Below are 24,640 nucleotides of genomic sequence, written 5' to 3'. Positions count from 1 at the left end.
GCCTACTGGCTCGAGGAGCTGTGCTGGTCGCCGAAGATGCCGCGCTGGCTGACCTGGATGCCGGCCGGGCCCAGGATGATGGCAAACAGCACCGGCAGGAAGAACAGGATCATCGGCACGGTGAGCTTCGGCGGCAGCGCCGCGGCCTTCTTCTCGGCCGCATTCATGCGCATGTCGCGGCTTTCCGAGGCGAGCACGCGCAGCGCGTGCGCCACCGGCGTGCCGTAGCGTTCGGCCTGGACCAGGGCCTGTGACACCGACTTCACCGATTCCAGGCCGGTGCGGCTTGCCAGGTTCTCATAGGCGACCTTGCGATCCTGCAGATAGGACAGCTCGGCATTGGTGAGCACGAATTCTTCGGCAAGCGGCACCGACTGCGAGCCGATTTCGTCGGCAACCCTGCGCAAGGCCGCCTCCACCGACATGCCGGATTCGACGCAGATCAGCATCAGATCGAGCGCGTCCGGCCACGCCAGCTGAATCGACTGCTTGCGCTTGGCCGCGCGGTTGTTGACGTAGAGGATCGGCGCGTAGAAGCCGCCATAGGCGACAACGACACAGACGAACAGCTTGATGAAAGCCGGTTGCTGCGGCAGGCCGCCGAGCACGAACAGATAGATGGCCGCCAACGCAAAACCGACGAATGGCAGGACAAGGCGGAAGAAGAGGAAACGCGTCATCGGGTTCTGGCCGCGGAAACCCGCGACCTTGAGTTTCTGGATCGTGCTTTCATCGACAAGCGCACGCCTGAGATTGAGGCGATCGACGATGTTGCGCATGCCGATGGACTGTTCCTCGCGCAGGCCCTTGCGACGGCGGTCGGCCTCGTTGGCCAGCCGCGCACGCTGCTCGGCGCGCAATTTGTCGCGTTCGAGCGCCACGCTCTTCATGCGCGACTTGAGCGACGTGCCGCCGAACGCCGGCATGAGCGTGAAGACGGTCGCAAACACGGCAATGCCGACCAGCATCGCGATCAGGAAAGAAGGGTCAGTGAGTGTTTTGACGACCTGCTCTGTCACTGGATCCGCGCCTCTATACTTCGAAATTCATCATCTTGCGCATCACCAGGATGCCGATCGACATCCACACACCCGCGCAGCCGAGGATCAGGTTGCCGACATTGGTAGTGAACAGCGGCATGATGTAGTTCGGGCTCGACAGATAGACGAGGAAGGCGACGACGAAAGGCAAGGCGCCGATGATGACGGCGGATGCCTTGGCTTCCATCGACAGCGCCTGGACCTTGGCCTTCATCTTCTTGCGGTCGCGCAGGACGCGCGAAAGGTTGCCCAGCGCCTCGGACAGGTTGCCGCCTGCCTGCGACTGGATCTGGATGACGATGCCGAAGAAGCCGGCCTCGCTGCACGGCATGGTCTCGGACATGCGCAGGGCGGCGTCGGGAACCGACATGCCCACCTGCTGGGAATCGACGATGCGGCGGAACTCTGAACGGACCGGTTCGGGCGATTCGTTGGCGATCAGGCGGATCGCGTCGTTGAGCGGCAGGCCGGACTTGACCGCGCGCACGATGATGTCGAGCGCGTTCGGAAACTCTTCCAGGAAGGCTTTGACGCGACGTGTGCGGCGAAACGAAACGAACCAGCGCGGCAGGCCGAGGCCGCCCACCAGCAGGGCGCCGGGCAGAGCCCACAGAGGCGCGCGGAGGAAAAAGAGAAGGGCCGTGAGCACGATGCCACAGACAGCGGAGTAGATGTAGAAACGCTCGATCGAAACCTGCATGCCGGCCTGGCGGATCTGGACCTTCAACGGTGGCTTCTTGAGGTTGCGATCGTTGGTTTTCTGCTTCTCGTCGAGCTGCTTGAGCGAATCCTGGAGGCTTTTGCGCCGCTTGACCGCTTCCGCGGCGCGGTCACGCGTGGCCGCCACCACGGACCGGTCGGTTTCGGCCGTCTTGATGGTCTGGAGCCGCTTGCCGCTCTGCTTCTCGTTGTCGATGCGCGAGAACAGGAACGCATAGGCCACCGCGCCGGCGCTGAAGCCGGCGAGCACGACGAACGCTAGTACGGTGGTGTCAATTCCGAACATCGACCGGAATCCCCAGGGCGGTTGGCCGCTTTAAAGAAACGGCGAACCGCTCTACCTCTCTGTTTTGACGCAATTCCGGACGGAAAGTTACGGCGAAGTCGCCGAACCCGACCGCTTCACACTTTTCCTGGAATTGCTTCAGACCTCCAAATGCATCAGTCAGCGCGTTTCTCCATCGCCTCAAGCGCGTTGGCGAGGCGCTGCTCCTCGCCATAATAACGGGCGCGGTCCCAGAAATGCGGGCGGCCGATGCCGGTCGAGACATGCTCGCCGACCAGCCGTCCGCCGGCGTCTTCGCCCTTGATGTTGTAGAGCACAAGATCCTGGGTGATGACGACGTCGCCTTCCATGCCGACCACCTCGGTGATGTGGGTGATACGACGCGAGCCGTCGCGCAGGCGGGCCGCCTGGATGATCACGTCCACCGAGCCGACGATGATCTCGCGCACCGTGCGCTGCGGCAGTGAATAGCCGCCCATGGCGATCATCGATTCCATACGGTTGAGGCATTCGCGCGGGCTGTTCGAGTGGATCGTTCCCATCGAGCCGTCGTGACCGGTGTTCATCGCCTGCAGCAGGTCGAACACTTCCGGTCCGCGCACCTCGCCGACGATGATCCGCTCCGGCCGCATGCGCAGGCAGTTCTTGACCAGATCGCGCATTGTCACCTCGCCCTCGCCCTCGAGATTGGGCGGCCGGGTTTCGAGACGGACCACATGCGGCTGCTGCAGCTGCAGTTCCGCCGAATCCTCGCAGGTGATGACGCGCTCCTCGCGGTCGATATAGTTGGTCAGACAGTTGAGCAGCGTCGTCTTGCCGGAGCCGGTACCGCCCGAGATGACGATGTTGCAGCGGACACGCCCTATAATCTTGAGGACCTCCGCGCCTTGCGGCGAGATGGCGCCGAACTTGACCAATTGGTCCAGCGTCAGCTTATCCTTCTTGAATTTGCGGATGGTGAGCGCGGCGCCGTCGATCGAGAGCGGCGGGGCGATGACGTTGACGCGCGAGCCGTCGGGAAGGCGCGCGTCGCAGATCGGGCTCGATTCATCGACGCGGCGGCCAACCTGGCTGACGATGCGCTGGCAGATGTTGAGCAGTTGCTGGTTGTCGCGGAAGCGGACGCCGGTCTGCTCGACCTTGCCGTTGACTTCGATGTAGACGTTCTTGGAGCCATTGACCATGATGTCGGCTATGTCGTCGCGGGCAAGCAACGGCTCTAGCGGTCCATAGCCCAGAACGTCGTTGCAGATGTCTTCGAGCAGCTCTTCCTGCTCGGAGATCGACATGGCGAAGTTCTTGATCGCGATGATGTCGTTGACGATGTCGCGGATTTCCTCGCGCGCGCTCTCGGGATCGAGCTTGGCGAGCTGCGACAGGTCGATCGTATCGATGAGCGCGGAAAAAACCTGGCTCTTGGTGTCGTAGTAGGCCTCGCTGCGCTCGCGCTGGACCTTTCTTGGCGGCTCCGGCGCCATCGGCGGCGGCTCGACTGGGCGACGGGCCGGCGGCGCGACTGGCGCGCTGGAGGCCGGCGTGGCCGGCCGCTCGGCCGTCATCGTCCCCGTCGAACCGGGAGCGGCGGGAGCGGATGCCGGCGGACGGAATTCGGGCGTTGCCCGGTTGCCGTCGTCTTTGCCTCTTTTACCAAACATGATCGACTACCCGATGCCGCTTAACCAGCGTCACTTCTTGTTGCGCGAGAGCTTGCCGAGGATCGAGCCCAGGCCCGCCTTCTTCCTTGCCTTGATTTCGCTGCGTCCGGTCAGCACATGCGCTATCTCGTTGATGGTGGTGACGATGGGGCTCTTGGCGTCCATCTCGGAGAGCATGCGGCCGTTGTTGGCGGCATTGCCGAACAACAACGGTTCGAAGTTGATCACCGCCATCGGCGTGATGCCGAGCGGCTCGGCGAAATCGGAAGCCGCGATCTCCGGCCTTTTCGGCACACCGGCCTGGTTGATGATCAGCTTCGGCGGCGGATCGTTTGGACGCAGCCGTTTCAGCATGTCCACCATGTTCTTGGTGTTGCGAAGATTTGCGAGCTCGGGCGTGGCCGTGATGACGATCTCGTCGGCCTTGATCAGCGTGCTCTTCGTCCACCCGGTCCAGACGTGAGGCATATCGAGAACCAAGAGGGGCGCGCTGCGCTGCGCCGTCTCGATGATCTGCGAGAAGGCCTCGGCGTCGAAATCATAGACGCGCTCCAGCGTGGATGGAGCCGCGAGCAGCGACAGATGTTCGGCGCATTGCGCGAGCAGGCGGTCGAGATAAACCTCGTCGACCCGTTCGGGCGAAAACACCGCCTCGGCGATGCCTTGCGCCGGGTCCTGGTCGAAATTGATGTTGGCGGTGCCGAAGGCGAGATCGAGATCGGCGATGACGACTTCGGATTTGAACAATGACGACATTGCCCAGGCGACATTGTGAGCGATGGTCGAGGAGCCGACGCCGCCCTTGGCGCCGATGAAGGCGATCGAGCGGCCGATCGGCTCCGATTCCGGATCGACGAAGATCGACGAGACGACGCTGACGATGTCGGTCATCGAGACCGGCGCGATGACATATTCGGAAATGCCCGACCGGATCAGCTCGCGGTAGAGCCCGACATCGTTGTAGTGGCCGATGACGACGACCTTGGAGGACGGATCGCAATATTCCGAGAGCTGGGCGAGTTGTTCGAGCAGCTGCTTCGGTTCGCTGCGCGATTCCAGCAGGATCAGGTTCGGTGTCGGCGCGGACTGGTAGAACTCGATCGCGGTCGGCACGCCGCCCATATGGACCTTGAGATGGGCCTTGGCCATCCGGCGATCCTCGCCGGCGCGCTCGACGGGGTTGGCGACGCCTTCGGTCTCGCAGAAGGCCTGGATCGAAATGCGCGGCACCGGACGCAGCGCCTGCATGGCGGCAATGTCCTGCTGCGAAAGGTCGCCGGTTTCCGCGGGCGTGTCGTAGGCAAGATTGCTCATCGTCATGCTCTTTCCGTGACTGCTCTCTTCGTCGTCCGGCGCGGCTTAGTAAGTGACTTCCGAGTTGCCGAGGAACTCTTCCGAGATGCCTCTTGCCCGGTAGGTGTCGATCACCGCGCCACGGTTTTCGGCGTCGATGTCGGACTGCTTGCGCGGCCCGATCAGATCGTTGGGATTGGCCACCTGGGCCGCGAGGTTGTTCTGATAGGAGCAGCCGAAGTCGGCATAGTGCTTGTTCTCCGACGTCTCCGTCAGGTCGTCGGGCCAACGCCCGCATTTGTCGGTCTGGGCCCGCACCGCGACGAAGGCGACGCGCACCGGGGCGGACGCTTCCGGCACAGCCGACTGATAGGACGTCAAGACGATCCGGTTGCGCTTGACGCCGGCCGCCATGGCGAGCCTGGCGAAATCGCGGCCGGCCGATCGGGCGGCAGCCTCGTTGGCCGACCCGGCCGGCATGGCGATGGTCAGCGTCGGCGCGGCGCTTTTGTCGTAGCCGTCGAGAAAGCCGAGCAGCGTATCGCGCTGGGCACCTGTCATACCGCGATCGCCGGCGCCGACCGGCAGATCCATCTTCTGGTTCTTTTCGGCGATAACGATCGGATGGGTCGTGCGGTAGTCATCCGGGACCGATCCTACCGTGATGCTGTCGCGATTGGCGCATCCGGCGAGCGACGCCGCAAGGGCGACCGCCAGTGTCGGGACCACCTGCCGACTGAGCCTTGCGATACCGGATGCTGCCCGGACCGTCATGACCTTCGATGCTGACTTGGACATATCCGCATTCCCACTCATTTGTAGATGAAGCCGACGACGCCGTGGTAACGGCCGGCCGGCTTGTCGGTCTGCATGGTGCCGTAGACGCGATTGACCTTACCGAGGAACATGCCGGCGCCGTCGCTCGCAGGATTGAAGTTGTCGTCCGGCTTGGCCAGGTCGTTGCGCGCCACGGGCCGTGACAGATAGGGCGTGATGATGATGACGAGCTCGCTTTCGTTGCGGACGAAATCGCGGCTGCGGAACAGCGTGCCGAGCACGGGGATCTTAGTCAGGCCGGGTAATCCAGTGACAGCCTGCCTGACATCGTCGCGCACGAGGCCTGCGATCATCATCGAACCACCGGATGGCAGTTCCACCGTCGTATCCGCCAGGCGCTTGCGAAGCGACAAAGCGTTCATGCCGATACTCCTATTGTCCGTGGATGCCGACGCGGATCCTTCGGTTGTCGGTTCGGAAACCGAGGTTCTGACTTTCAGGCTTATGCGACCCGGCGACAGAACCACCGGCTGGAATTCCAGGCCGATGCCGTACTCGATCTTGTTGATCGAATAGGTCTTCAGACCGGTCTGATTGTCGGTGGACACGTTGGCGGAAACACCAGTCACAATATTGTATTCGCCGCCGACTTTGAAGGTCGCCTTTTCCCCGGACACGGCGGTCAAAGTCGGCTCGGCCAAGGTCTTCATGACCCCCGACTGCTCCATCGCGTTGATGTAGGACTGCAACCCTGACGAACTGGTAGCGAGGCCCGCGTTCGACAGCGGTTTGCCAAGACCCGTGTAAGGGTCGCTGAGTGCGCTCCAGGAAATACCGTTGCTGACGCCGCTGGCGAGCATGTTGACGCCGAGCTGCTTCATCACCGAGCGGCTGACTTCGGCGACGGTCACCTTGAGCGTCACCTGGTCGTCGCCGATGATCTGCAGAAGGTTGACGATCTTGGAGGTCCGGCGCTCCTGGTCGGGATTGTTGATGTCGACGCCGCCATTGACCGAACCGCCGGCGGCGGTCTGCGAATATTGACCCGTCGTCGCTTCGCCGCCGGACACGAAGATGGTTGCCAGGTCGACGGCGCGCTTGGAATCGAGAGGCGTGTCGACCATGCCCGTCAGGACGACGTTGTCGTTGAGAAGCTCGACCTTGATCTGCGAAGACGGGATGAAACGCTTCAGATAGTCCTCCAGCCCGGCGACGTCGCGCTCGACGGCCAGATCCAGGCTGACGATCTGCTCGCCATTGGGGCCGAAGACGAAGATGTTGGTTTCGCCGACCGTCTTGCCGAACAGGTAGATGCGCCGCGCGGTGCGGGTCACGGCATCGGCAACCGCCGGATTGGCGACAAGGATATCATAGGCGTCGCTCGGCAGGTCGATGACCACGGATTTGTTAAGGCCGAGCTTGACGCGCTGCGTGGCGACGGAAGCCGATACGCCGGCGCTCGCGGCCCTGGCTTCGGCCAAGCCCAACGCGTTGGTGCCGAGCAGGAACAGGCCGACCGCAGCAGTCGCCAGGAAGGGCAGCAGTTTACCGTTTAGCCTCATTTCCTTGCTCCCACCTCGGAAACCTCGCCCGACTTGATCAGACGCACCGTTCCGCGTCGGCCATTGCCGGTGACCAGATAGTCGGCTTCGTCCGAAACCTTTTCATGGATGTCGGTGATCGGACGCAACGCCAGCGTCAGGCGATCCGCCATCTGCTGCGCCACGGTGATGATCTCGGCCTGCTGCGGCGTCAGCTCCAGCGTTGCGGTCTGGCCGACCCTGGTCTTCTTGCCTTCCTCGTCTTCCTGGATGGTCTGGTCGATGGCCAGGACGCGGATGTTCTTGAGGATCGTCTCGGTGTTGAAGCCGCTGCCGCCGTTGCCGGTGTCGGCGCGGCGGGTCATGATGACGTCGACGAAGTCGTTGGGCAGGATGAAGCCGCCGGCGGACGTATCGGCCGATATCGCGGTGGCGACAGCGCGCATCCCGGAAGGCAGGATCGACGACATGAAGCTCTGCCCCTCGCCGACAAGCTTGGAGCGCCGCAGCGGCTCGCCGGTATACATACCGACGCGTGCTACCGAGCCCTTGAGCTTTTCGACTGCGTCAGGTTCAGCGGCGCGCGTGATGAAATTGGCATTGACGCCGTCGGCCGGCCATTGTTCCCAACTGATGTTGTTGGCCAGCTGGCTGCCCATCGGCACGTCGCCGGAAAGCACCAGCACATCCTGCAATGCGATCGCCGGCTGCTTTGGCGCATTGACAATGACCTGAGGCGCCGGCGCGACCATGTTCTTCGCGACATAGCCCGCGCCACCCGCCGCGACCGCAGCCACGCCCAGAATAATCAATCGGGATGCTGGCATTCGTCCGAAACCCTTCGCCTCATGGCAAACCACCTCGCCAGGCCGGACTTTGCAGCTCCAATCGTCAAAACAAGGTTAATGTAATGCTTACGATCGTGATTAATTTAAGGTTTACTCAAATTGGATGGAACGGCCCCGCCGTTAACAAAAAGGCGGCCAGGCCGCCTTTTATCGTCGACATCGGTGCCGCCTGACTAAAGCGCGTCGCGCTGAAGCGGATTCAGGCGACACGCTTTTAAGTGTTTTTTTTATGCATGTCGTTGTCCCAGAACCGCTGCACACTTCTGGGCGACATCCATCAAGTCGCAAGCCTTCCCAGCGCCCAGACCATCAGCGGCGAATCCGGGAAAGTGATCAGCCCTCCCGCGCCAAGCGCGACAGCGTATGGGATGCCCACGCTCTCGTCGGCGAAATAGCGAAGAAATCGGCTGTGGCCGGTATACATGGCCAGCGGCGATTTCCGGTAAGCCAGGATTGCGATGGTCAGCAAGCCGCCGATGAAAGCCGACGTCAGCAGATAGCCGATCAGGTTGATGTTGAGGCCCATCCACAGAGCCGTCGCGGCAAGAAGCTTGGCGTCGCCGCCGCCCATGCCGCCGAGTGCAAAGAGACCGAACGTCACCGCAAGCACGAGGGCGCCGGCAGCGAAGTGCCAGCCATAGGTCGCCCAGTCCATACCGGTGAGCGGCGCCACAAGCGCGAAGGTCGCCACCAGCAGCACGGGAACGCGGTTGGCGATCGTCATCGACAACGTGTCCGAGATCGCAGCAAACAGCATGCAGAAAGGAAAGACGACGAAGATCACGGCTTCAAGCATGGATGTGGACCCGCGGGGAATCGACTGCCAGGCTAGGCTCGGCAAATTAACGATTGATGAGACCGGCCACTCAAATCGTCTGGCTGAATAAGTTAAGGGCCGCCAAGGCGGCCCTTAACAATCGAACGCGCGACCTTATCAATCGCCCGGCTGGCCTGCTTTTAGTTGCCGGCGCCGTTAAGCGTGTCGGCAATGTTCTGGAACTTGGCGTTCAGCGAGGTGCCGAGCGCGCCAGCGCCGATCATGATGGCGAGCGCGATGAGAGCGGCGATCAGACCGTATTCGATGGCGGTCGCGCCGGATTCGTCCTTCACGAAGCGTGCAATGAGGTTAGACATTCGAGAGCTCCTACTCCACGTGTTACAGCACTTCCGTCAACTTCTCTTTCGGTTGATCGGATGCTGCAAATCTAGGGAGAAGCCCTTTCAATCGGCTTAATAAACAGCCTTACCGATTCCTTTCCGGCGGCGAACGCGTTGCGTGGTTAACCGTGGCCTAAACACTGCCAGCCAACATGGTACGCCACGAAAACAGCGGAAACCGGCGGCTCGTGCAATATTGCTAAAACAGCGGGTACCATTGATGCCTGAGGCATGCGCAAGCCGATCATCCATCGTGGCAGGCTCGGTTTAACCGTTGGTTCACCAATCTCGTTCATGTTCCGTTGAAGAATCTGCCCGCCGGGAGCGCTTCAATGACCTTGTCCAGATCGCTGTTTCCAGTCGCCGCGCTGCTGGCAACTGCCTTGGTCATGCCGGCCAGCGCCGGCGCGGGGATAGAAGTAACCATGAACCAGGCGAAGATCGTCAAATTGTCACGCGCGGCCGACACGGTCGTCATCGGCAATCCGGCGATCGCCGACGCCTCCGTGCAGGACGCCTCGACCATCGTTCTCACCGGCAAAGGTTTTGGTGTCACCAATCTGGTCGTGCTCGACACGGACGGCAGCCCGATCATCGATGAACAGGTGACCGTCGTGCGACAGGCCGCCTCCTCGGTACGCATCTACAGGCGCTCCGACATTCAGACCATGTCCTGCACGCCCTATTGCGAGAGTGCGTTCAAGACCGAGGCCGAGAAGACTTCCGAATCCGAAATGAGCGCCGCGCACTGAGCCCCAACGAGGGCGGTCCTGCAGCCGTTAAAGACAGCTTAAGGCTCGCCCGCCGAATTTAACGATCATCCAAACCGGACTTCAACGGGTTTTCGCTAACCCTGCCGTCGGTACCGCTATGGGGATCGGCAGGAACACAAAATGAGCAAGGACGCCACATCCGGCGATGGCATGGACAGCAAGGCGCGCGCCAAATCCCGCCCCGGCTTCTTCAGCGACAGACGCGGCAGCACGGCGATGGAATTTGCGATGCTGGCCATCCCGTTCGCGCTTCTCGTCTTCGCTATCCTTGAGAGCTGCATCTCGTTCGCCGGCCAGGAGGTGATGGCCAACGTCACCGACGATGTCGCCCGCCAGTTGCGAACCGGACAGTTGCAGAAGACGAACGTCACCGAGGCCTCCGTCAAGCAGCTGATCTGCAGCAGGCTGGAGATCATGGTGGCCAAGAACTGTCCTGGACTGCTGGTCGATCTGCGCGAATATTCGAGCTTCGCGGACGCCGCCGCCGCAGGCTTCAGAATAGACGGCGACCACATCGTGCTGACGCAAGACGGAGGCGACGAGACCCCCACAATTTCGCCCGGGCTGGCCGAATCGATCAACATGCTGCGGGTGTTCTACAAATGGCCGGTGATGACGGATCTCCTGGCCAAGATGCAGAATTTCACTGATGGCACCACGCTGCATTTCGCGTCCGTGACCTGGCAGAACGAACCATTCGACGACAACTGACGCTGCTGGACGCTGAGACTGCGGCGACTTGGAGGATAGGATGTACCGTGCGGGGGCACATTGGGGAATTTCGGCCATGGTGGCGCGAGCGAGGCGGTTTGGCCGCGATCGCAGCGGGGTCGCGGCGATCGAGTTCGCGTTCATCGTGCCGGTGCTGCTGATCATGTATTTCATCACGATGGAGGCCTCGCAGGCCATCGAGACCAGCAAGAAAGTCAGCCGCATCGGCAGCATGGTGGCGGATCTCGTCACACAGCAGCAGCAGGTGGCGAAGGCCGACCTCGATGCGATGATGAAGATCGGCAGTACAACGCTTCTGCCCTACAACCGTTCGTTACCGACGATCATCATCACAGGCATACAGATGTCGGATGAAGCCGCGCCGACAGTGAAGGTGCTGTGGTCGCGCAAGCTCGTGGGCAAGTCCTATAGCGTCGATGCCAAGTCCGGAGACACCACGACCGTCCCGGCGACCCTGAGAATCCGCAACACCTTCCTGATCCGGGTGGAAAGCGACCTCGGCTATACACCGGTCATCGCTTGGGACGGGAACGCGCAGCAGAAATCGGCCGGATTGCTGTCGACCTTCAGCCACATAAACATGAGCGAGACCTATTACCTGCGCCCGCGCCGGATTGCGACGATCCTTTGCAAGGATTGCTGACAGGCTATTCTTTTCCGGCCGTTTCCCGCCGCACGATCGCCAGAGCCATCGCGTAGTCGTTCTGCGCGGCCGGCGCAAAACCCCCGGAATGGGTCGCTTCCAGCAGATCGTATACATCAGGCGTCTGGGACTTGAGATTGGTCAGGAAAACCGTCAGCCGTCGCTTTGCCTCCGGATCGAGATCGCTGCGGACTGCGTGCGGGCCGTAGCGCAACAGGCCCGAGGTCCATAACACCCGAAGCGATGCTCCGGGGATGCCTGCAGCCTCCAGCCGCGCGACCGTGCCGTCGAAATGGGCGGACTGGCCATCTGCATCGGCCGGCTCCCAGCCGAACAGGCCGTCCGCCTCACCGCCGCTCAGCATCGTCTCGGCCGCGGTGGCCGAAGCTGCGCGCGCCAGGAAGGGCGCATCCTGCGCGATCTTGACGCCTTCGGCGGAAAGAGCCGCCAGCGGCAGCAGCGCGCCGCCGACATTTCCGGCCGGCGCTATCGCGATCCGATGCGAAGCCAAGGAAGCAATATCCGGAAGCTTGCCGTCGCGTGTCACCAGGATCGAGCGGATGCCGACGGCGCCGTCGGCATCGACCGGCGCCACGAGCGGTTCGACACAGCCGCAGCGCTCCGAAGCCGTGGCATAAGCGAGGGCGGAGTAGACCGCGTATTGCACACGTCCGCTCGCCTGCGCTTCGATCAGCGCTGCGTAGTCGCGCGCAACCACGAACTCGACCTTCATGCCGAGCGCATTGGCATAGGCCTCCGTCAGGCGAGCGAGCCCCGGGACGGTGTTGCCGCCGCCCGGCTCGGCAACGACGCCGATGCGGAACGTGCCGATGTCGTCACGCCAGTCGGCGCGTGCCGGCCATGAGGCGGCGCCGAACGCCGCGAGAGCGGCCGTGCACACCTTCACGGCCCGCCATGCCGCGGTTTTGCCGCGCCTCGCCATACTTGCTTTGCTCCCGCCGGATCCGCGCCTTGCCGCAACTATGGCGCGAAGCCGTTGCGGTTTGGTTTCCGATTTGCCAACGCTGCCGGGGAACCTTATGTCTGGCAGCCAGGGCTGACAACAATGATACCCATGGCGCGCGCTTTCCTGTTCGTTCTCGATTCTTTCGGCATCGGCGGCGCGGCCGACGCAGGACGCTATGGCGATGCCGGCGCCGACACGTTCGGACATATCCTCAAAGCCTGCGCCGAAGGCCGCGCCGACCGGGAAGGTCTGCGTAAAGGGCAACTCGCCGTGCCCAACATGATGTCGCTCGGGCTTGGCCGGGCGGCGCAAACCTCGACGGGGCTGAGACCTGGCATCGACGCGCCGCTGATTGCCTCAGCCTTCCATGGCGCAGCCCAGGAAGTGTCGAGCGGCAAGGACACGCCGTCGGGCCATTGGGAGATCGCCGGCCTGCCCGTGCGCTTCGACTGGGGTTATTTTCCCGACACCGTGCCGGCCTTCCCGGCCGAGCTGACCGAAGCGATCATCCGCGAAGGCAAGCTGCCGGGAATCCTCGGCAACTGCCATGCGTCCGGAACCGAGATCATCGAGCGGCTCGGCGAAGAGCATATCCGTACGGCCAAGCCGATCTGCTACACATCGGTCGATTCCGTGCTGCAGATCGCCGCGCATGAGACGCATTTCGGCCTCGAAAGGCTTTATGCGCTCTGCCTGACGGTGCGCCGGCTGGTCGACCCCTTGAAGATCGGACGGGTGATCGCGCGACCTTTCGTGGGCGAGACACCCGCCACGTTCCAGCGCACCCACAACCGCCGCGACTATGCGGTGCCGCCGCCGGAGGAGACCCTGCTCGACCGGCTTGCCGGCCGCGGCAGCAAGGTCGTCGCCGTCGGCAAGATCGGCGACATCTTCGCCCATCGCGGCATCTTCGAGGTGCGCAAGGCCGGCGGCAACATGGCGATGTTCGACAAGGCGCTCGGCGCCATGGACGACGCCGGCGAAGGCGATCTGGTCTTTGCCAATTTCGTCGATTTCGACACCGACTTCGGTCACCGGCGCGACGTCGCCGGCTATGCGGCCGCGCTTGAAGCCTTCGACCGCCGGCTGCCCGAGGCGTTGTCGCGCATAAGGCCTGGCGACCTTCTCATCCTGACCGCCGACCACGGCAACGACCCGACGTGGCGCGGCACCGACCATACGCGCGAGCGCGTTCCGGTGATCGGCATCGGGCCGGGGCTGAAGGGCGGCGACATCGGGCTCAGGCCGACCTTCGCCGATATCGGCGAAACCGTAGCGGAACACCTTGGCCTGGCCGCCGGCCGCCACGGAACATCATTCCTCGCAACGATAGGCGGCCATGCCTGAACTGCCTGAAGTCGAGACCGTCCGGCGCGGACTGCAGCCGGTGCTGGAAGGGGCGCGGCTCGTCAAGGTCGAGGCGCGCAGGCCCGACCTTCGCTTTCCTTTTCCCGAACGCTTTTCGGAGCGGCTTGCCGGCAAGACCGTGACGGCGCTTGGCCGGCGCGCCAAATATCTGACGATGCATATCGAAAACGGTCCCGTGCTGATCTGCCATCTCGGCATGTCGGGATCGTTCCGGGTCGAAGCCGCCGGAAGCAACGACATCCCCGGCACCTTCCATCACGAGCGCTCGAAAAGCGCCGCGCACGACCATGTCGTGTTCGACGTTGCCTCGCCGAAGGACGAGCGCTCGCGCATCATCTTCAACGACCCGCGCCGCTTCGGCTTCATGCTGTTTGCCGAAGGCGCGCCGGACACGCATCCGATGCTGGCCGGACTGGGCGTGGAACCGACCGGCAACGCGCTCGACGGGGCGCTGCTCGCGTCGCTGCTCGATGGCCGCAGATCGCCGCTCAAGGCGGCGCTGCTCGATCAGCGGCTGATCGCCGGGCTTGGCAATATATATGTGGCGGAGGCCTTGTGGCGCGCCGGCCTCTCGCCGCTGCGCGAAGCCGGCTCCATCGCCGGGCCGGCCAAGAAGGCGAAAGAGCAAAGTGGGCGCCTTGCCGAGGCGATCCGCTCGGTCATCGCCGATGCCATCGCTGCCGGAGGCTCCTCGCTTCGCGACTATGTCCAGGCCGATGGATCGCTTGGCTACTTCCAGCATTCCTTCGCGGTCTACGATCGCGAAGGGGAGCCATGCCCGAAGCCTGGCTGCCGCGGCCACATCGAGCGCATCGTGCAAAGCGGCCGCTCGACCTTCTATTGCCGGACCTGTCAGCGGTAAGCTAGGAACAGCTACCGATCATCCCACTGCCGCGGAAGGAAGCGAAACCATGGCTTATGAAACCATTCTCGTCGAGACGCGTGGCAAGGTCGGGCTGATCACGCTGAACCGGCCCAAGGCGCTCAATGCGCTGAATTCGCAAGTCCTTGCGGAGGTCGTGGCGGCGGCGAGCGCGTTCAACGCCGATGCCGGGATCGGCGCGATGGTGCTTACCGGCTCGGAAAAGGCGTTTGCCGCCGGCGCCGACATCAAGGAAATGCAGGCGTTGTCCTTTGCCGACGCCTACACGCAGGACTTCTTCGTCGGCTGGGAGGAATTCACGCGCACACGCAAGCCCATCATCGCGGCGGTCGCGGGCTACGCGCTCGGCGGCGGCTGCGAGCTGGCCATGATGTGTGACTTCATCATCGCCGGCGACAACGCCAAGTTCGGCCAGCCCGAAATCACGCTCGGCGTCATGCCGGGCATGGGCGGATCGCAGCGGCTGACCCGCTTCGTCGGCAAGTCGAAGGCGATGGACATGTGCCTGACCGGACGCATGATGGATGCGGCCGAGGCCGAGCGCTGCGGACTGGTATCACGGGTGGTCCCGGTGGCCGAGTTGCTCGAGGAAACGCTGAAGGCGGCGGCGAAGATCGCCGAGTTCTCACTGCCGTCGGTGATGATGACCAAGGAGGCCGTCAACCGCGCCTACGAGACGACTCTGACAGAGGGGCTTCGCTTCGAGCGCCGCCTGTTCCATTCGCTGTTTGCCCTCGACGACCAGAAAGAAGGCATGACCGCCTTCGTCGAGAAACGGAAGCCCAATTTCAGCAATCGCTGAAGTGCGTCGCGCGGACGTGGATACCAGCAACGCACTTCAGCTTTTTTCTTTATGCATGTCGTTGTCCCAAAACCGCTGCGCACTTTTGGGCGACATGCATTGGAGCTTCTCCAAAAAGACCGCAAAGTGGCGTTGACGCGCCGGAAAAGCTGAACTATAAGCCGCACCAACCGAGGCGGCCCTATGGCTGCCCGTTTGTTTTTTGCGCCCTGCGGCACCCCGCTGGCGCCCACCAGATCAGAAGAGAGGCATCATGGCCAATACGTCTTCGGCCAAAAAGGCAACGCGCAAGATCGCCCGCCGCGCTGCGGTCAACAAGAACCGCCGCTCGCGTGTCCGCACCTATGTGCGCCAGGTCGAAGAGGCGCTGGCCGCCGGCGACAAGGCCGCGGCGGTGGAAGCCTTCAAAGTGGCGGAGCCGGAATTGATGCGCGCCGCCACCAAGGGCGTCGTCCACAAGAACACGGCTTCCCGCAAGGTTTCGCGGCTGGCCCAGCGGGTCAAGACGCTGTCGGCCTGACCGATTTAATCCTCGACCCATCGACGTTGAACCCGGCCGAACAGGCCGGGTTTTTTCGTTTGCCGGCAAGTACTTAAAAAAATCACCCGCGAATGGCCGCCGGAATGGACTTGCAATGGCGTGAATGCTTTGCCGGCATATACAGTGCCGCTGATAGTGACGCGACTGCTCCGTGGCAGGCTGCCAAATTTCGCCTGTCAAAGAATCTGTTGCTTTTTCAGTGACTTACAGCGGGTCATCCACAGCTTGTTCAACTCACGGTCGAGCGGCGGGGGAGAAGTCGCTGTCAAGAGAATTATTTCAGAATATTTCGTTTCGGGCGGCCTTTTTCATATTCGCCGGAAAAGGGTTTGAATCACAATGGCTTTGTCAAAACGTGCCGCCGCGGCACCGGATTTCAAGCTCCGTCCGGTAACCAGATTCGTTAAAAAACCGTTAGATGTGGCCTTGCCCTATCCACAACGATTTCGGTAATGTCCATCCATCGAAGGGACGGGCTTTTGCCCCTGACCCAGCCTGAATTGGCCAGCACAAAATGGCAGAATTCATGACGTGGAGCAATTCCGCGTGCGGCTTGGTTTTGCCTCTTCGGTGCGGGTAGGGGACTGGCGTAATTGTACATGGCGGTCGATGTCTCGCCGGCGTTTTCGCCGGAGGGTGATGTATTGCCTTGTCGTTGTCGGAGGCCGGCGTGCGGAGCCGGCAGCCTGTCCCTTGCGCGAGTTGCGACGATCATTGCCGGCGGCGGCAGTGGCGGCGCAGCGAAATGAGGGTCGCTGGACCAAGGATGCAGGAGGCGCATCCCCGGCGGGAAAAGGGTACGAGAAAGACAAGGGACCATGATCATGCAAAGCGGCATCGAGAGGGAGATAGCGGGCGAGCTCCCGTTTCCAGCAACTTTTGTCGGGGGGGAGCACGTGGCGGCATCCAACGACGCGGAACAGAAATTCGAGCGGGTCAAGACCCAGCTGAAGGCGCGTCTCGGAGTCGAGGTCTATTCGAGCTGGTTCGGTCGCATGAAGGTCGCAGAGGCCTCCCGCGGCATTGTCCGCATCTCCGTGCCCACGGCCTTCCTGCGGTCATGGATCAACGGCCATTACCTCGAGCTTATCGCCGAGCTGTGGCGGCATGAGGACCCCAACATCCTCAAGATCGAGATCGTCGTGCGCACCGCGACGCGCCAGGGGCGCAACCATGTCGAGCCGGAAATCGCGCCAGCGCGCAAGATGACCAAGCAGACGCATACCGCGCTCGCCAACGGCACTGCGGGCGCCGGACGGGTGGAACAACGAGCGCCGGCGCCCCGCCAGGGCGCGTCCGTGGAAACGGAGTTCCGCCACAATGTGTTGGGCTCGCCGCTTGACCCACGCTACACGTTCACCTCCTTCATCGAGGGACCGTCGAACAGGGTGGCCTTCGCCGCAGCCAAGGCGGTGGCGGAATCGCAGTCGAGCGCGGTGCGCTTCAATCCGCTTTTCCTGCATGCCACCGTCGGGCTCGGCAAGACGCACCTCCTGCAGGCGATCGCCGCGGAATCGCTGCGGCACAATCCGAAGTCGCGCGTCGTCTATCTGACGGCGGAGTATTTCATGTGGCGCTTCGCCACCGCGATCCGCGACAACAACGCGCTGACGCTGAAGGAGCAGCTGCGCGACATCGATCTCCTGATCATCGACGATATGCAGTTCCTGCAGGGCAAATCGATCCAGCACGAGTTCTGCCACCTGATCAACATGCTGCTCGACAGCGCCAAGCAGGTGGTGGTCGCGGCCGACCGGCCGCCGTCGGAACTGGAATCGCTGGAGCCGCGCGTGCGTTCGCGCCTCAATGGCGGCGTGGCGCTCGAAATGTCGGCGCCGGATTTCACCATGCGGCTCGGCATGCTGAAGCTGCGGCGCGCCACCGCCAAGACCGACGACACCTCGCTCGATATCTCGGACGAAATTCTGGACCATGTCGCGCGCACGGTTACCGGCAGCGGGCGCGAGCTTGAAGGCGCCTTCAACCAGCTTCTGTTCCGCCAGTCCTTCGAGCCGCAGATCACGATCGACCGCATCGACGAGATCCTCGGCCACATCTACCGCTCGGGCGAGCCGAAGCGGGTGCGCATCGAGGACATCCAGCGCATCGTGGCGCGCCACTACAACGTGTCGAAGACGGAGCTCCTGTCCAACCGGCGCACGCGCACCATCGTCAAGCCGCGGCAGGTCGCGATGTATCTGTCGAAGGTGATGACGCCGCGCTCACTGCCGGAGATCGGGCGGCGTTTCGGCGGCCGCGACCACACGACCGTGCTCCATGCCGTGCGCAAGATCGAAGACCTTTCAGGCGCCGACAACACGCTGGCGCAGGAGCTCGAACTGCTCAGAAGGCTGATCAACGACCAGGCCTGAGGCAGCTCAAAAATCGTAAAGCGCGTCGCGTCGAAACGGATTGGCGACGCGCTTTAAGTACTTGTTTTCATGCATGTCGTTTTCCCAAAACCGTTGCGCACTTTTGGGCGACACGCTTCTGTTTCATGCATGTCGTTTTTCCCAAAACCGCTGCGCACTTTTGGGCGACGTGCTTCTGTTTCGTGCATGTCGTTTTTCCCAAAACCGCTGCGCACTTTTGGGCGACATGCATTGCACGACGCGCTTCGCCGGCTTTATCCCCAGAAAGCCCGCGCAACCGGCCGGAACCGGTGCCGCGGGCTTGCGTTCGCAGGCTTTTTACTGTCAGCTTACACAGATTCTGAAAGCCTTTCAGGGCTTTCCCGGGATGCCGCCTGCCGGTGACCCGTTCATTCATTGAAGCGAGCCTGTTTTCGTCATGCGTGTTATCCTGGAACGGTCAAACCTCTTGAAGTCCCTCAACCACGTCCACCGCGTGGTCGAGCGGCGCAACACCATACCGATCCTGTCCAACGTGCTGCTCAGCGCCGAGGGCGCCAGCCTCGAGATGAAGGCGACCGACCTCGACCTCGAAGTAACGGAGGCGACGCCCGCCAAGGTCGAACGCGGCGGCGCCACGACGGTACCGGCGCATCTGCTCTACGATATCGTGCGCAAGCTTTCCGACGGCGCCGAGGTGATGCTGAAGACGGACGAAGACGGCAACGCGATGACCGTCACCTCCGGGCGCTCGAGCTTCCGCCTGCAGTGCCTGCCGCAATCCGACTTCCCGGAGCTTTCGGCCGGCTCGTTCTCGCATATCTTCCGTCTGGAATCGGCGGCGCTCAAGGGACTGATCGACAAGACCCAATTCGCCATCTCCACCGAAGAGACCCGCTATTATCTCAACGGCATCTTCCTGCACACGCATGAGGTGGGCGGCAAGTTGAAGCTGCGCTCGGTGGCGACCGACGGACACCGCCTGGCGCGCGCCGAGATCGACGCGCCGGCCGGTTCGGAAGGCATGCCGGGCATCATCATTCCGCGCAAGACGGTGAGCGAGCTGCAGAAGCTGGTCGACGATCCCGACGTCGCGGTGACCACGGAATTGTCGGACACCAAGATCCGCTTCACCATCGGCAGCGTCGTTTTGACCTCGAAGCTGATCGACGGCACCTTCCCCGACTACCAGCGCGTCATTCCGACCGGCAACGACAAGCAGCTGATCATCGACCGCCAGAGCTTTGCCGCGGCCGTCGACCGGGTTTCGACCATTTCCTCCGAACGCGGCCGGGCCGTGAAGCTTTCGATCAATGACGGCCAGGTCACGCTCGCAGTCAACAACCCGGATTCGGGCAGCGCCACCGAGGAACTGGCGGCTGACTATTCGTCGGACCCGATCGAGATCGGCTTCAACGCCAAATACCTGCTCGACGTCGCGGCCCAGCTCACGGGTACGGAAGCCAAATTCATGCTGGCCGACGCCGGTTCGCCGACGCTGATCCACGACATGGCCGACGAAACAGCGCTCTACGTGCTGATGCCGATGCGAGTTTAGGCCTTTTTTGTCGACGCGATTCCGGACGGAAAACCGTGCCACACTTTTCCTGGAATTGCGCTTTTGCCTGTCGCAATTCCGGACGGAAAACAGTGCCACACTTTTCTTGGAATTGCGCTTTTGCCTGTCGCAATTCCGGACGGAAAACCGCCGTGCACTTTTCCTGGAATTGCTCTAGCGGACCTGATGTGCAACCGTGATCGCGGACGCGAAACAGCTTCGGCAGCAAAGTTATATAAGTAAGCTAACCCTTACGAATTTCCGCAATTATGCGGCGCTGTCGCTTGAGCTTGCGCCCGGTGCGGTGGTGTTGTCGGGCGACAATGGCGCCGGCAAGACCAATCTCCTGGAAGCAATCTCGTTCCTGACGCCGGGGCGTGGGCTGCGCCGCGCGCCCTATACGGATGTGGCGCGCGAACGTGGCGACGGCGGCTTTGCGTTGCACGCGCGCATCGAGGGACCCGAAGGCCAAGTCGAGATCGGCACCGGCATTTCCGGCGGAGACGCCGCTGGAGAAGGCGGCAGACGCGTGCGGATCAACGCTGCGCCTGCCCGATCGGCCGCAGACATGCTGGAATGGCTGCGGGTCATCTGGCTGACGCCGGCGATGGACGGGCTGTTTCCCGGGCCGGCGATGGACCGCCGCCGCTTCCTCGACCGGCTGGTCCTGGCGATCGACCCCGGTCACGGCCAGCGCGCTCTCGACTACGAGAAAGCCATGCGCGGCCGTAACCGTTTGCTTACCGAAGGCTCGCGCAACGGCGCCTGGTTCGACGCGATCGAGACGCAGATGGCCGAGACCGGCGTGGCGATCGCCGCGGCGCGGGTCGAGTTGGTGCGGCTGCTTGCCGCCATGATCGACAGGCTGCCGGGCAGCGGGCCGTTTCCGCAGGCCGATATCAGCCTTGCCGGCGACCTGGAGAGCGCTCTGGGCAGCGCACCCGCGGTCGACGTCGAGGAGCGGTACCGCGCAGCACTTGCCAATGGCCGCGAGCGCGACCGCGCCGCCGGCCGCACGCTGGACGGTCCGCATCGTTCCGATCTCGTGGTGCGGCATCGGCCGAAGTCGATGTCGGCCGAGCTTTGCTCGACCGGCGAGCAGAAGGCACTGCTGGTCGGCATCGTGCTGTCGCATGCCAGGCTGACCGGCGAGATGTCGGGCCTGACGCCAATCCTCCTGCTGGACGAGATCGCCGCGCATCTCGATGCAGGCCGGCGCGCGGCATTGTTCTCCATACTCGAGGAGCTGAATTGCCAGACCTTCATGACAGGCACGGATGCCGCCTTGTTTTCGAGCCTTGAGGGCCGCGCGCAGTTCCTGACGGTCGATCACGGCAGCGTCGGCGCGACCGGCTGATGTCAGCGCTCATCCTGCGGGACAAGGCTTCGCCTTGCCCGTGCTTGCCCGGCGGGACAAGGCTTCGCCTTGCCCGTGCTTGCCCGGCGGGACAAAGCTTCGCTTTGCCCGTACATGACAAGGTTTTCTGCCCGCGATATGGTCCGGCCATGACCAGTGCTGCCCTGACCGACGAAGAGCTCGAACGCTACGCCCGCCACATCGTGCTGCCCGAGATAGGCGGGCCGGGCCAGCAGAAGCTGAAACGGGCGCGGGTGCTGGTGATCGGCGCCGGCGGGCTCGGCGCACCGGTGCTCGAATATCTGGCCGCCGCCGGCGTCGGAACGCTCGGCATCGTCGACGACGACACGGTCTCGTTGTCCAACCTGCAGCGGCAGGTGATCCATGGCGGCGACACGATCGGCATGGCCAAGACCGACAGCGCACGGGAAGCGATCATGCGCATCAACCCCAATGTCACGGTGGAATCGCACCGCCTGAGGCTGACGGCGCAGAACGCCCCTGCCCTCGTCGCCCGCTACGACATCGTTGTCGACGGCTCCGACAATTTCGAGACGCGCTACGCTGTCGCCGATGCCTGCGCCGGTGAAAGGAAACCCCTCGTCACAGCCGCCGTCGGGCGCTTCGACGGCTCGGTGACGGTGCTGAAGCCGTTCGAGACCGGCGCCGACGGCAAGCGCAATCCGAGCTATCGCGATCTGTTCCCGGAAGCGCCGCCCGAAGGGCTGGTGCCGTCCTGCGCCGTTGCCGGCATCGTCGGCGCGCTGACGGGCGTCATCGGCACGCTGGAAGCGATGGAAGCGATCAAGCTGATCACCGGCATAGGCGAGCCGCTGATCGGGCGGCTGCTGCTCTATGACGGGCTCACGGCCCGCTTCGACACCATCCGCTACAAGGCCGTCTGAGCGCATGGACCAGACCGTCGGCATCTCCATAGTCGGCCTTCCCGCGGATTTCGACCGATGGGACGACTTGCTCGCGCTGATCCGGCGCGCCTTCGCCTATATGGACGGCATCATCGACCCGCCGTCATCGGCGCATCTTCTGACAGCCGGCAGCCTTGGCGAGAAGGCAAAGCGGGAGACCGTATTTCTGGCCGTCGAGAACGGCCGCATCGTCGGTTGCGTCTTCGCGCTGGAACGGACGCGGGATTTCTATGTCGGCAAGCTCGCGGTCGAGCCACGGCTCCAGGGCCAAGGCATCGGAACCCGGCTGATGCGGGCGGTCGAGGGTCTTGCCCGTGAACGCGGCAAGGATGCGATCGAGCTTCAGACCCGTATCGAACTGGCCGCAAACCATGCAGCCTTCGCCCGGCTCGGCTTTCGCGAGACCGGGCGCACGGCGCATCAGGGCTATGACAGACCAACCTCCATCACCATGCGCAAGGTGCTGTCTTGAGCCTCGCACTCAGCCCGGAAGAACAGGCGATCGCCGCCGGCCAGGATGGCGCGGGCATGGCGATGCGCATCGTCGCCGAAAGCGCCCGCCTGCTCGGCGCGCCGCGGCTCATCCCGATCGCGTCCACTCATATCGACGGGGCGCTTTACCATGGCGATTCCGGCACGTTGTTTGCCGAGAGGCTGGTCGAAGGCGGCGCAAAGGTCGCGGTGCGCTCGACGCTCAATGTCGGAGCGCTCGACCTGATGGGATGCTCGCGCATTCGCCTGGAAGAGCCGCAACGCGGCATGGCGCGGCGGATGATGGAGGCCTATCGCAAGCTCGGCTGCGAGCAGAGCTGGACCTGCGCACCCTATCAGGCCGGACACAGGCCCGCGCCTGGCAGCGACGTGGCCTGGGGCGAGTCCAACGCGGTCGTCTTCTGCAATTCGGTGCTGGGCGCGCGCACCAATCGCTACGGCGATTTTCTGGACATTGCCTGCGCCATCACCGGCCGCTCGCCGGATTACGGTCTGCACCGGCCCGATAATCGCCGGGCGCGGCTCATTTTCGATGTCTCGGGCCTGTCGCCATCTTTCCTTGCCTCGGAGATCGCCTGGCCTGTTCTTGGCAGCCTCTATGGCCGCGAGGTGGGTGACGCGGTCGGTGTCGTCACCGGTGTGGCCAATCATCCGGGCGAGGACGCGCTGAAGGCCTTCGGCGCGGCGGCTGCGTCGTCCGGCGCGGTCGGCCTGTTCCACATCGCCGGCGTGACGCCCGAGGCTCCCGACGTCGAAACCATCCTGGCCGGACCGGAACCGGAGGCGGTGATCCGCGTGACGCCCCAGATGGTCGCGAAGGCGCGCGCCGGCCTGTCGACCACCGCCGCGGGCAAAGCCATCGATGCGGTGGCGATTGGCAGCCCGCATTTGTCGCACGCCGAGTTCGACAGCCTGGAGCGGCTGATCGCCGGTCGGCGGCTCACGGTACCGGTATACGCCTGCACCGGCCGCCACGCGCTTGCCTTGCTGGAGCAGGACGGCCGGCGAAAGCGGCTCGAAGCCAGCGGTGTCGTCATCGTCGCCGATACCTGCGTGGTGGTGACGCCGATCATGCCGGAGCTCAGCAACGGCGTGCTGATGACCAATTCCGGCAAGTTCGCGCATTACGCGCCGGGCAATACCGGCTATGCGGTGCTCTACGCGTCGCTCGCCGACTGCGTCGAAAGCGCGGTCCTCGGCAAGCCGGTCTTCACGGATATCGCCGCATGAGCACTCCGCCAGAGATCCTGGTGCCGGGCAAGGCAGGCGAAGGCGAAGCGCTGGTGCTGACGGCGCCGATCAGCTTCTGGGGCGGCGTCGATCCCAAGACCGGACGCATCGCCGACGTCCGCCACCCGCAGCATGGCGAGGTCATTGCCGGCCGGGTGCTGTTCCTGCCGGGCACGATCGGCTCGTCATCCGCTTCGGCGGTGCTGATGGAGCTCGTCCACAACGGACGGGCGCCGGCGGCGCTGGTGCTGCACGAGCCGGACGCCATCCTGCTGCTCGGGCTGATCGTCGCCCGGGAAATGGGCTGGGAAACGCCGATCGCGGTGCGGCTCGAGCGCGGCCAGTTCGATACCTACCGTGGAACCGCCGTAACAGTCGCCGCAGACGGTGCCGTCAGCGTGGCCGTTTAAAGCGCGTCGCGTCGAAACGGATTCCACGGTACACGACTCAGGCGTTTTTTGAGCTTATCATCGATCTTCGGGGTGGTTTTTCGAGCCACGCGTGGGCGGCTGCTTTGGGGCAGTTGACGATCCAGTCTCTGAGTGCGTCGAGACCGATGCGGAACCAGGATTTTTCGCGGCGGCCGTGGCTTTTGCGGGGTATGGCCTTCATGCCCATGGTCTGGGTGGCGCATCGGTAGGCCCATGTGATGGCGAGCATCACGATGACGATGAGGCTTGCGAGCTTCTCGGGATTGGT

At 63.3% G+C, this 24,640-nt stretch carries 25 protein-coding genes and 1 pseudogene; 15 read left to right on the top strand and 11 right to left on the bottom strand.

The window, feature by feature from the left end; all coding sequences use genetic code 11:
• Positions 1-2: 2 nt before the first annotated feature.
• The 9 genes from YU3_RS0127760 to YU3_RS0127720 all read right to left on the bottom strand — a co-directional run bounded on the left by YU3_RS0127760 (position 3) and on the right by YU3_RS0127720 (position 9,294).
• Complete coding sequence (locus YU3_RS0127760; RefSeq protein ID WP_027169283.1) at positions 3-1,019, bottom strand: type II secretion system F family protein; 1,017 nt, start codon at positions 1,017-1,019, stop codon at positions 3-5.
• 13 nt (positions 1,020-1,032) lie between these two features.
• Positions 1,033-2,046 carry a type II secretion system F family protein gene (locus tag YU3_RS0127755; RefSeq protein WP_027169282.1) on the bottom strand — a complete coding sequence of 338 codons (1,014 nt, stop codon included), beginning with the start codon at positions 2,044-2,046 and terminating at the stop codon, positions 1,033-1,035.
• A gap of 155 nt (positions 2,047-2,201) precedes the next feature.
• A complete protein-coding gene (locus YU3_RS0127750) occupies positions 2,202-3,701 on the bottom strand; it encodes a CpaF family protein (RefSeq protein WP_027169281.1) in 1,500 nt (499 codons plus the stop codon).
• A 30-nt stretch (positions 3,702-3,731) separates the two neighbouring features.
• Entirely contained in the window at positions 3,732-5,015 is a 1,284-nt protein-coding gene (locus YU3_RS0127745; RefSeq protein WP_027169280.1) for a CpaE family protein, read from the bottom strand.
• A gap of 45 nt (positions 5,016-5,060) precedes the next feature.
• Positions 5,061-5,792 carry a CpaD family pilus assembly protein gene (locus YU3_RS0127740; RefSeq protein WP_027169279.1) on the bottom strand — a complete coding sequence of 244 codons (732 nt, stop codon included), beginning with the start codon at positions 5,790-5,792 and terminating at the stop codon, positions 5,061-5,063.
• A gap of 14 nt (positions 5,793-5,806) precedes the next feature.
• Positions 5,807-7,333: a type II and III secretion system protein family protein gene (locus YU3_RS0127735; protein WP_027169278.1), complete on the bottom strand. Its 1,527-nt coding sequence runs from the start codon at positions 7,331-7,333 to the stop codon at positions 5,807-5,809.
• A complete protein-coding gene (gene cpaB, locus YU3_RS0127730) occupies positions 7,330-8,139 on the bottom strand; it encodes a Flp pilus assembly protein CpaB (RefSeq protein WP_027169277.1) in 810 nt (269 codons plus the stop codon). The genes YU3_RS0127735 and cpaB overlap by 4 nt, the downstream gene beginning before the upstream one ends.
• Positions 8,140-8,437: 298 nt before the next feature.
• Positions 8,438-8,956, bottom strand: coding sequence for a prepilin peptidase (locus tag YU3_RS0127725; RefSeq protein ID WP_027169276.1), 519 nt, complete (start codon positions 8,954-8,956; stop codon positions 8,438-8,440).
• Between the two features lie 161 nt (positions 8,957-9,117).
• Positions 9,118-9,294, bottom strand: coding sequence for a Flp family type IVb pilin (locus YU3_RS0127720; RefSeq protein ID WP_027169275.1), 177 nt, complete (start codon positions 9,292-9,294; stop codon positions 9,118-9,120).
• A gap of 356 nt (positions 9,295-9,650) precedes the next feature.
• Here YU3_RS0127720 and YU3_RS0127715 point away from each other — a divergent pair, with 356 nt between their 5' ends.
• The 3 genes from YU3_RS0127715 (at position 9,651) to YU3_RS0127705 (ending at position 11,466) form a co-directional block, all read left to right on the top strand.
• Complete coding sequence (locus YU3_RS0127715) at positions 9,651-10,070, top strand: pilus assembly protein N-terminal domain-containing protein (RefSeq protein ID WP_027169274.1); 420 nt, start codon at positions 9,651-9,653, stop codon at positions 10,068-10,070.
• A gap of 171 nt (positions 10,071-10,241) precedes the next feature.
• Positions 10,242-10,802, top strand: a complete 561-nt coding sequence (locus YU3_RS0127710; RefSeq protein ID WP_027169273.1) for a TadE/TadG family type IV pilus assembly protein — start codon at positions 10,242-10,244, stop codon at positions 10,800-10,802.
• A 40-nt stretch (positions 10,803-10,842) separates the two neighbouring features.
• Positions 10,843-11,466, top strand: coding sequence for a TadE/TadG family type IV pilus assembly protein (locus YU3_RS0127705; protein WP_027169272.1), 624 nt, complete (start codon positions 10,843-10,845; stop codon positions 11,464-11,466).
• A gap of 4 nt (positions 11,467-11,470) precedes the next feature.
• Here YU3_RS0127705 and YU3_RS0127700 read toward each other — a convergent pair whose 3' ends face one another.
• Entirely contained in the window at positions 11,471-12,409 is a 939-nt protein-coding gene (locus YU3_RS0127700) for a PhnD/SsuA/transferrin family substrate-binding protein (RefSeq protein WP_036259716.1), read from the bottom strand.
• A gap of 132 nt (positions 12,410-12,541) precedes the next feature.
• On the opposite strand from YU3_RS0127700, the gene YU3_RS0127695 reads away from it, so the two are divergent.
• From YU3_RS0127695 to YU3_RS0127645, 12 genes are all read left to right on the top strand, one after another.
• Positions 12,542-13,780, top strand: coding sequence for a phosphopentomutase (locus YU3_RS0127695; protein WP_027169270.1), 1,239 nt, complete (start codon positions 12,542-12,544; stop codon positions 13,778-13,780).
• A complete protein-coding gene (gene mutM, locus YU3_RS0127690) occupies positions 13,773-14,663 on the top strand; it encodes a bifunctional DNA-formamidopyrimidine glycosylase/DNA-(apurinic or apyrimidinic site) lyase (RefSeq protein ID WP_027169269.1) in 891 nt (296 codons plus the stop codon). Before YU3_RS0127695 ends, mutM begins: the two co-directional genes overlap by 8 nt.
• Positions 14,664-14,712: 49 nt before the next feature.
• Positions 14,713-15,486 (top strand): enoyl-CoA hydratase, encoded by a 774-nt coding sequence (locus YU3_RS0127685; protein WP_027169268.1) that lies wholly within the window; start codon positions 14,713-14,715, stop codon positions 15,484-15,486.
• A 253-nt stretch (positions 15,487-15,739) separates the two neighbouring features.
• Complete coding sequence (gene rpsT, locus YU3_RS0127680; RefSeq protein WP_027169267.1) at positions 15,740-16,006, top strand: 30S ribosomal protein S20; 267 nt, start codon at positions 15,740-15,742, stop codon at positions 16,004-16,006.
• An 845-nt stretch (positions 16,007-16,851) separates the two neighbouring features.
• Positions 16,852-18,399 (top strand): chromosomal replication initiator protein DnaA, encoded by a 1,548-nt coding sequence (gene dnaA, locus YU3_RS0127675; protein WP_027169266.1) that lies wholly within the window; start codon positions 16,852-16,854, stop codon positions 18,397-18,399.
• 40 nt (positions 18,400-18,439) lie between these two features.
• The gene (locus YU3_RS40840) at positions 18,440-18,799 is read left to right on the top strand and encodes a hypothetical protein (RefSeq protein ID WP_198021727.1); all 360 of its coding nucleotides are present in this window, start codon (positions 18,440-18,442) and stop codon (positions 18,797-18,799) included.
• Positions 18,800-18,817: 18 nt separating this feature from the next.
• Complete coding sequence (gene dnaN, locus YU3_RS0127670; protein WP_027169265.1) at positions 18,818-19,936, top strand: DNA polymerase III subunit beta; 1,119 nt, start codon at positions 18,818-18,820, stop codon at positions 19,934-19,936.
• Positions 19,937-20,135: 199 nt separating this feature from the next.
• Complete coding sequence (gene recF, locus YU3_RS0127665; RefSeq protein WP_027169264.1) at positions 20,136-21,293, top strand: DNA replication/repair protein RecF; 1,158 nt, start codon at positions 20,136-20,138, stop codon at positions 21,291-21,293.
• A 149-nt stretch (positions 21,294-21,442) separates the two neighbouring features.
• Positions 21,443-22,198: a molybdopterin-synthase adenylyltransferase MoeB gene (locus tag YU3_RS0127660; RefSeq protein ID WP_027169263.1), complete on the top strand. Its 756-nt coding sequence runs from the start codon at positions 21,443-21,445 to the stop codon at positions 22,196-22,198.
• 4 nt (positions 22,199-22,202) lie between these two features.
• Positions 22,203-22,691 (top strand): GNAT family N-acetyltransferase, encoded by a 489-nt coding sequence (locus YU3_RS0127655; protein ID WP_027169262.1) that lies wholly within the window; start codon positions 22,203-22,205, stop codon positions 22,689-22,691.
• Positions 22,688-23,941 (top strand): aconitase X catalytic domain-containing protein, encoded by a 1,254-nt coding sequence (locus YU3_RS0127650; protein ID WP_027169261.1) that lies wholly within the window; start codon positions 22,688-22,690, stop codon positions 23,939-23,941. Before YU3_RS0127655 ends, YU3_RS0127650 begins: the two co-directional genes overlap by 4 nt.
• Positions 23,938-24,351 (top strand): DUF126 domain-containing protein, encoded by a 414-nt coding sequence (locus YU3_RS0127645; protein WP_027169260.1) that lies wholly within the window; start codon positions 23,938-23,940, stop codon positions 24,349-24,351. The genes YU3_RS0127650 and YU3_RS0127645 overlap by 4 nt, the downstream gene beginning before the upstream one ends.
• Positions 24,352-24,388: 37 nt before the next feature.
• Here YU3_RS0127645 and YU3_RS41370 read toward each other — a convergent pair.
• Positions 24,389-24,640, bottom strand: a pseudogene (locus YU3_RS41370) (hypothetical protein); the annotation flags it as partial.

The organism is Mesorhizobium sp. WSM3224, assembly GCF_000427725.1.
Classification (GTDB): domain Bacteria; phylum Pseudomonadota; class Alphaproteobacteria; order Rhizobiales; family Rhizobiaceae; genus Mesorhizobium.
The sequence above is the reverse complement of the archived record's forward strand: the minus strand, read 5'-3'. Positions and strand labels throughout refer to the sequence as shown.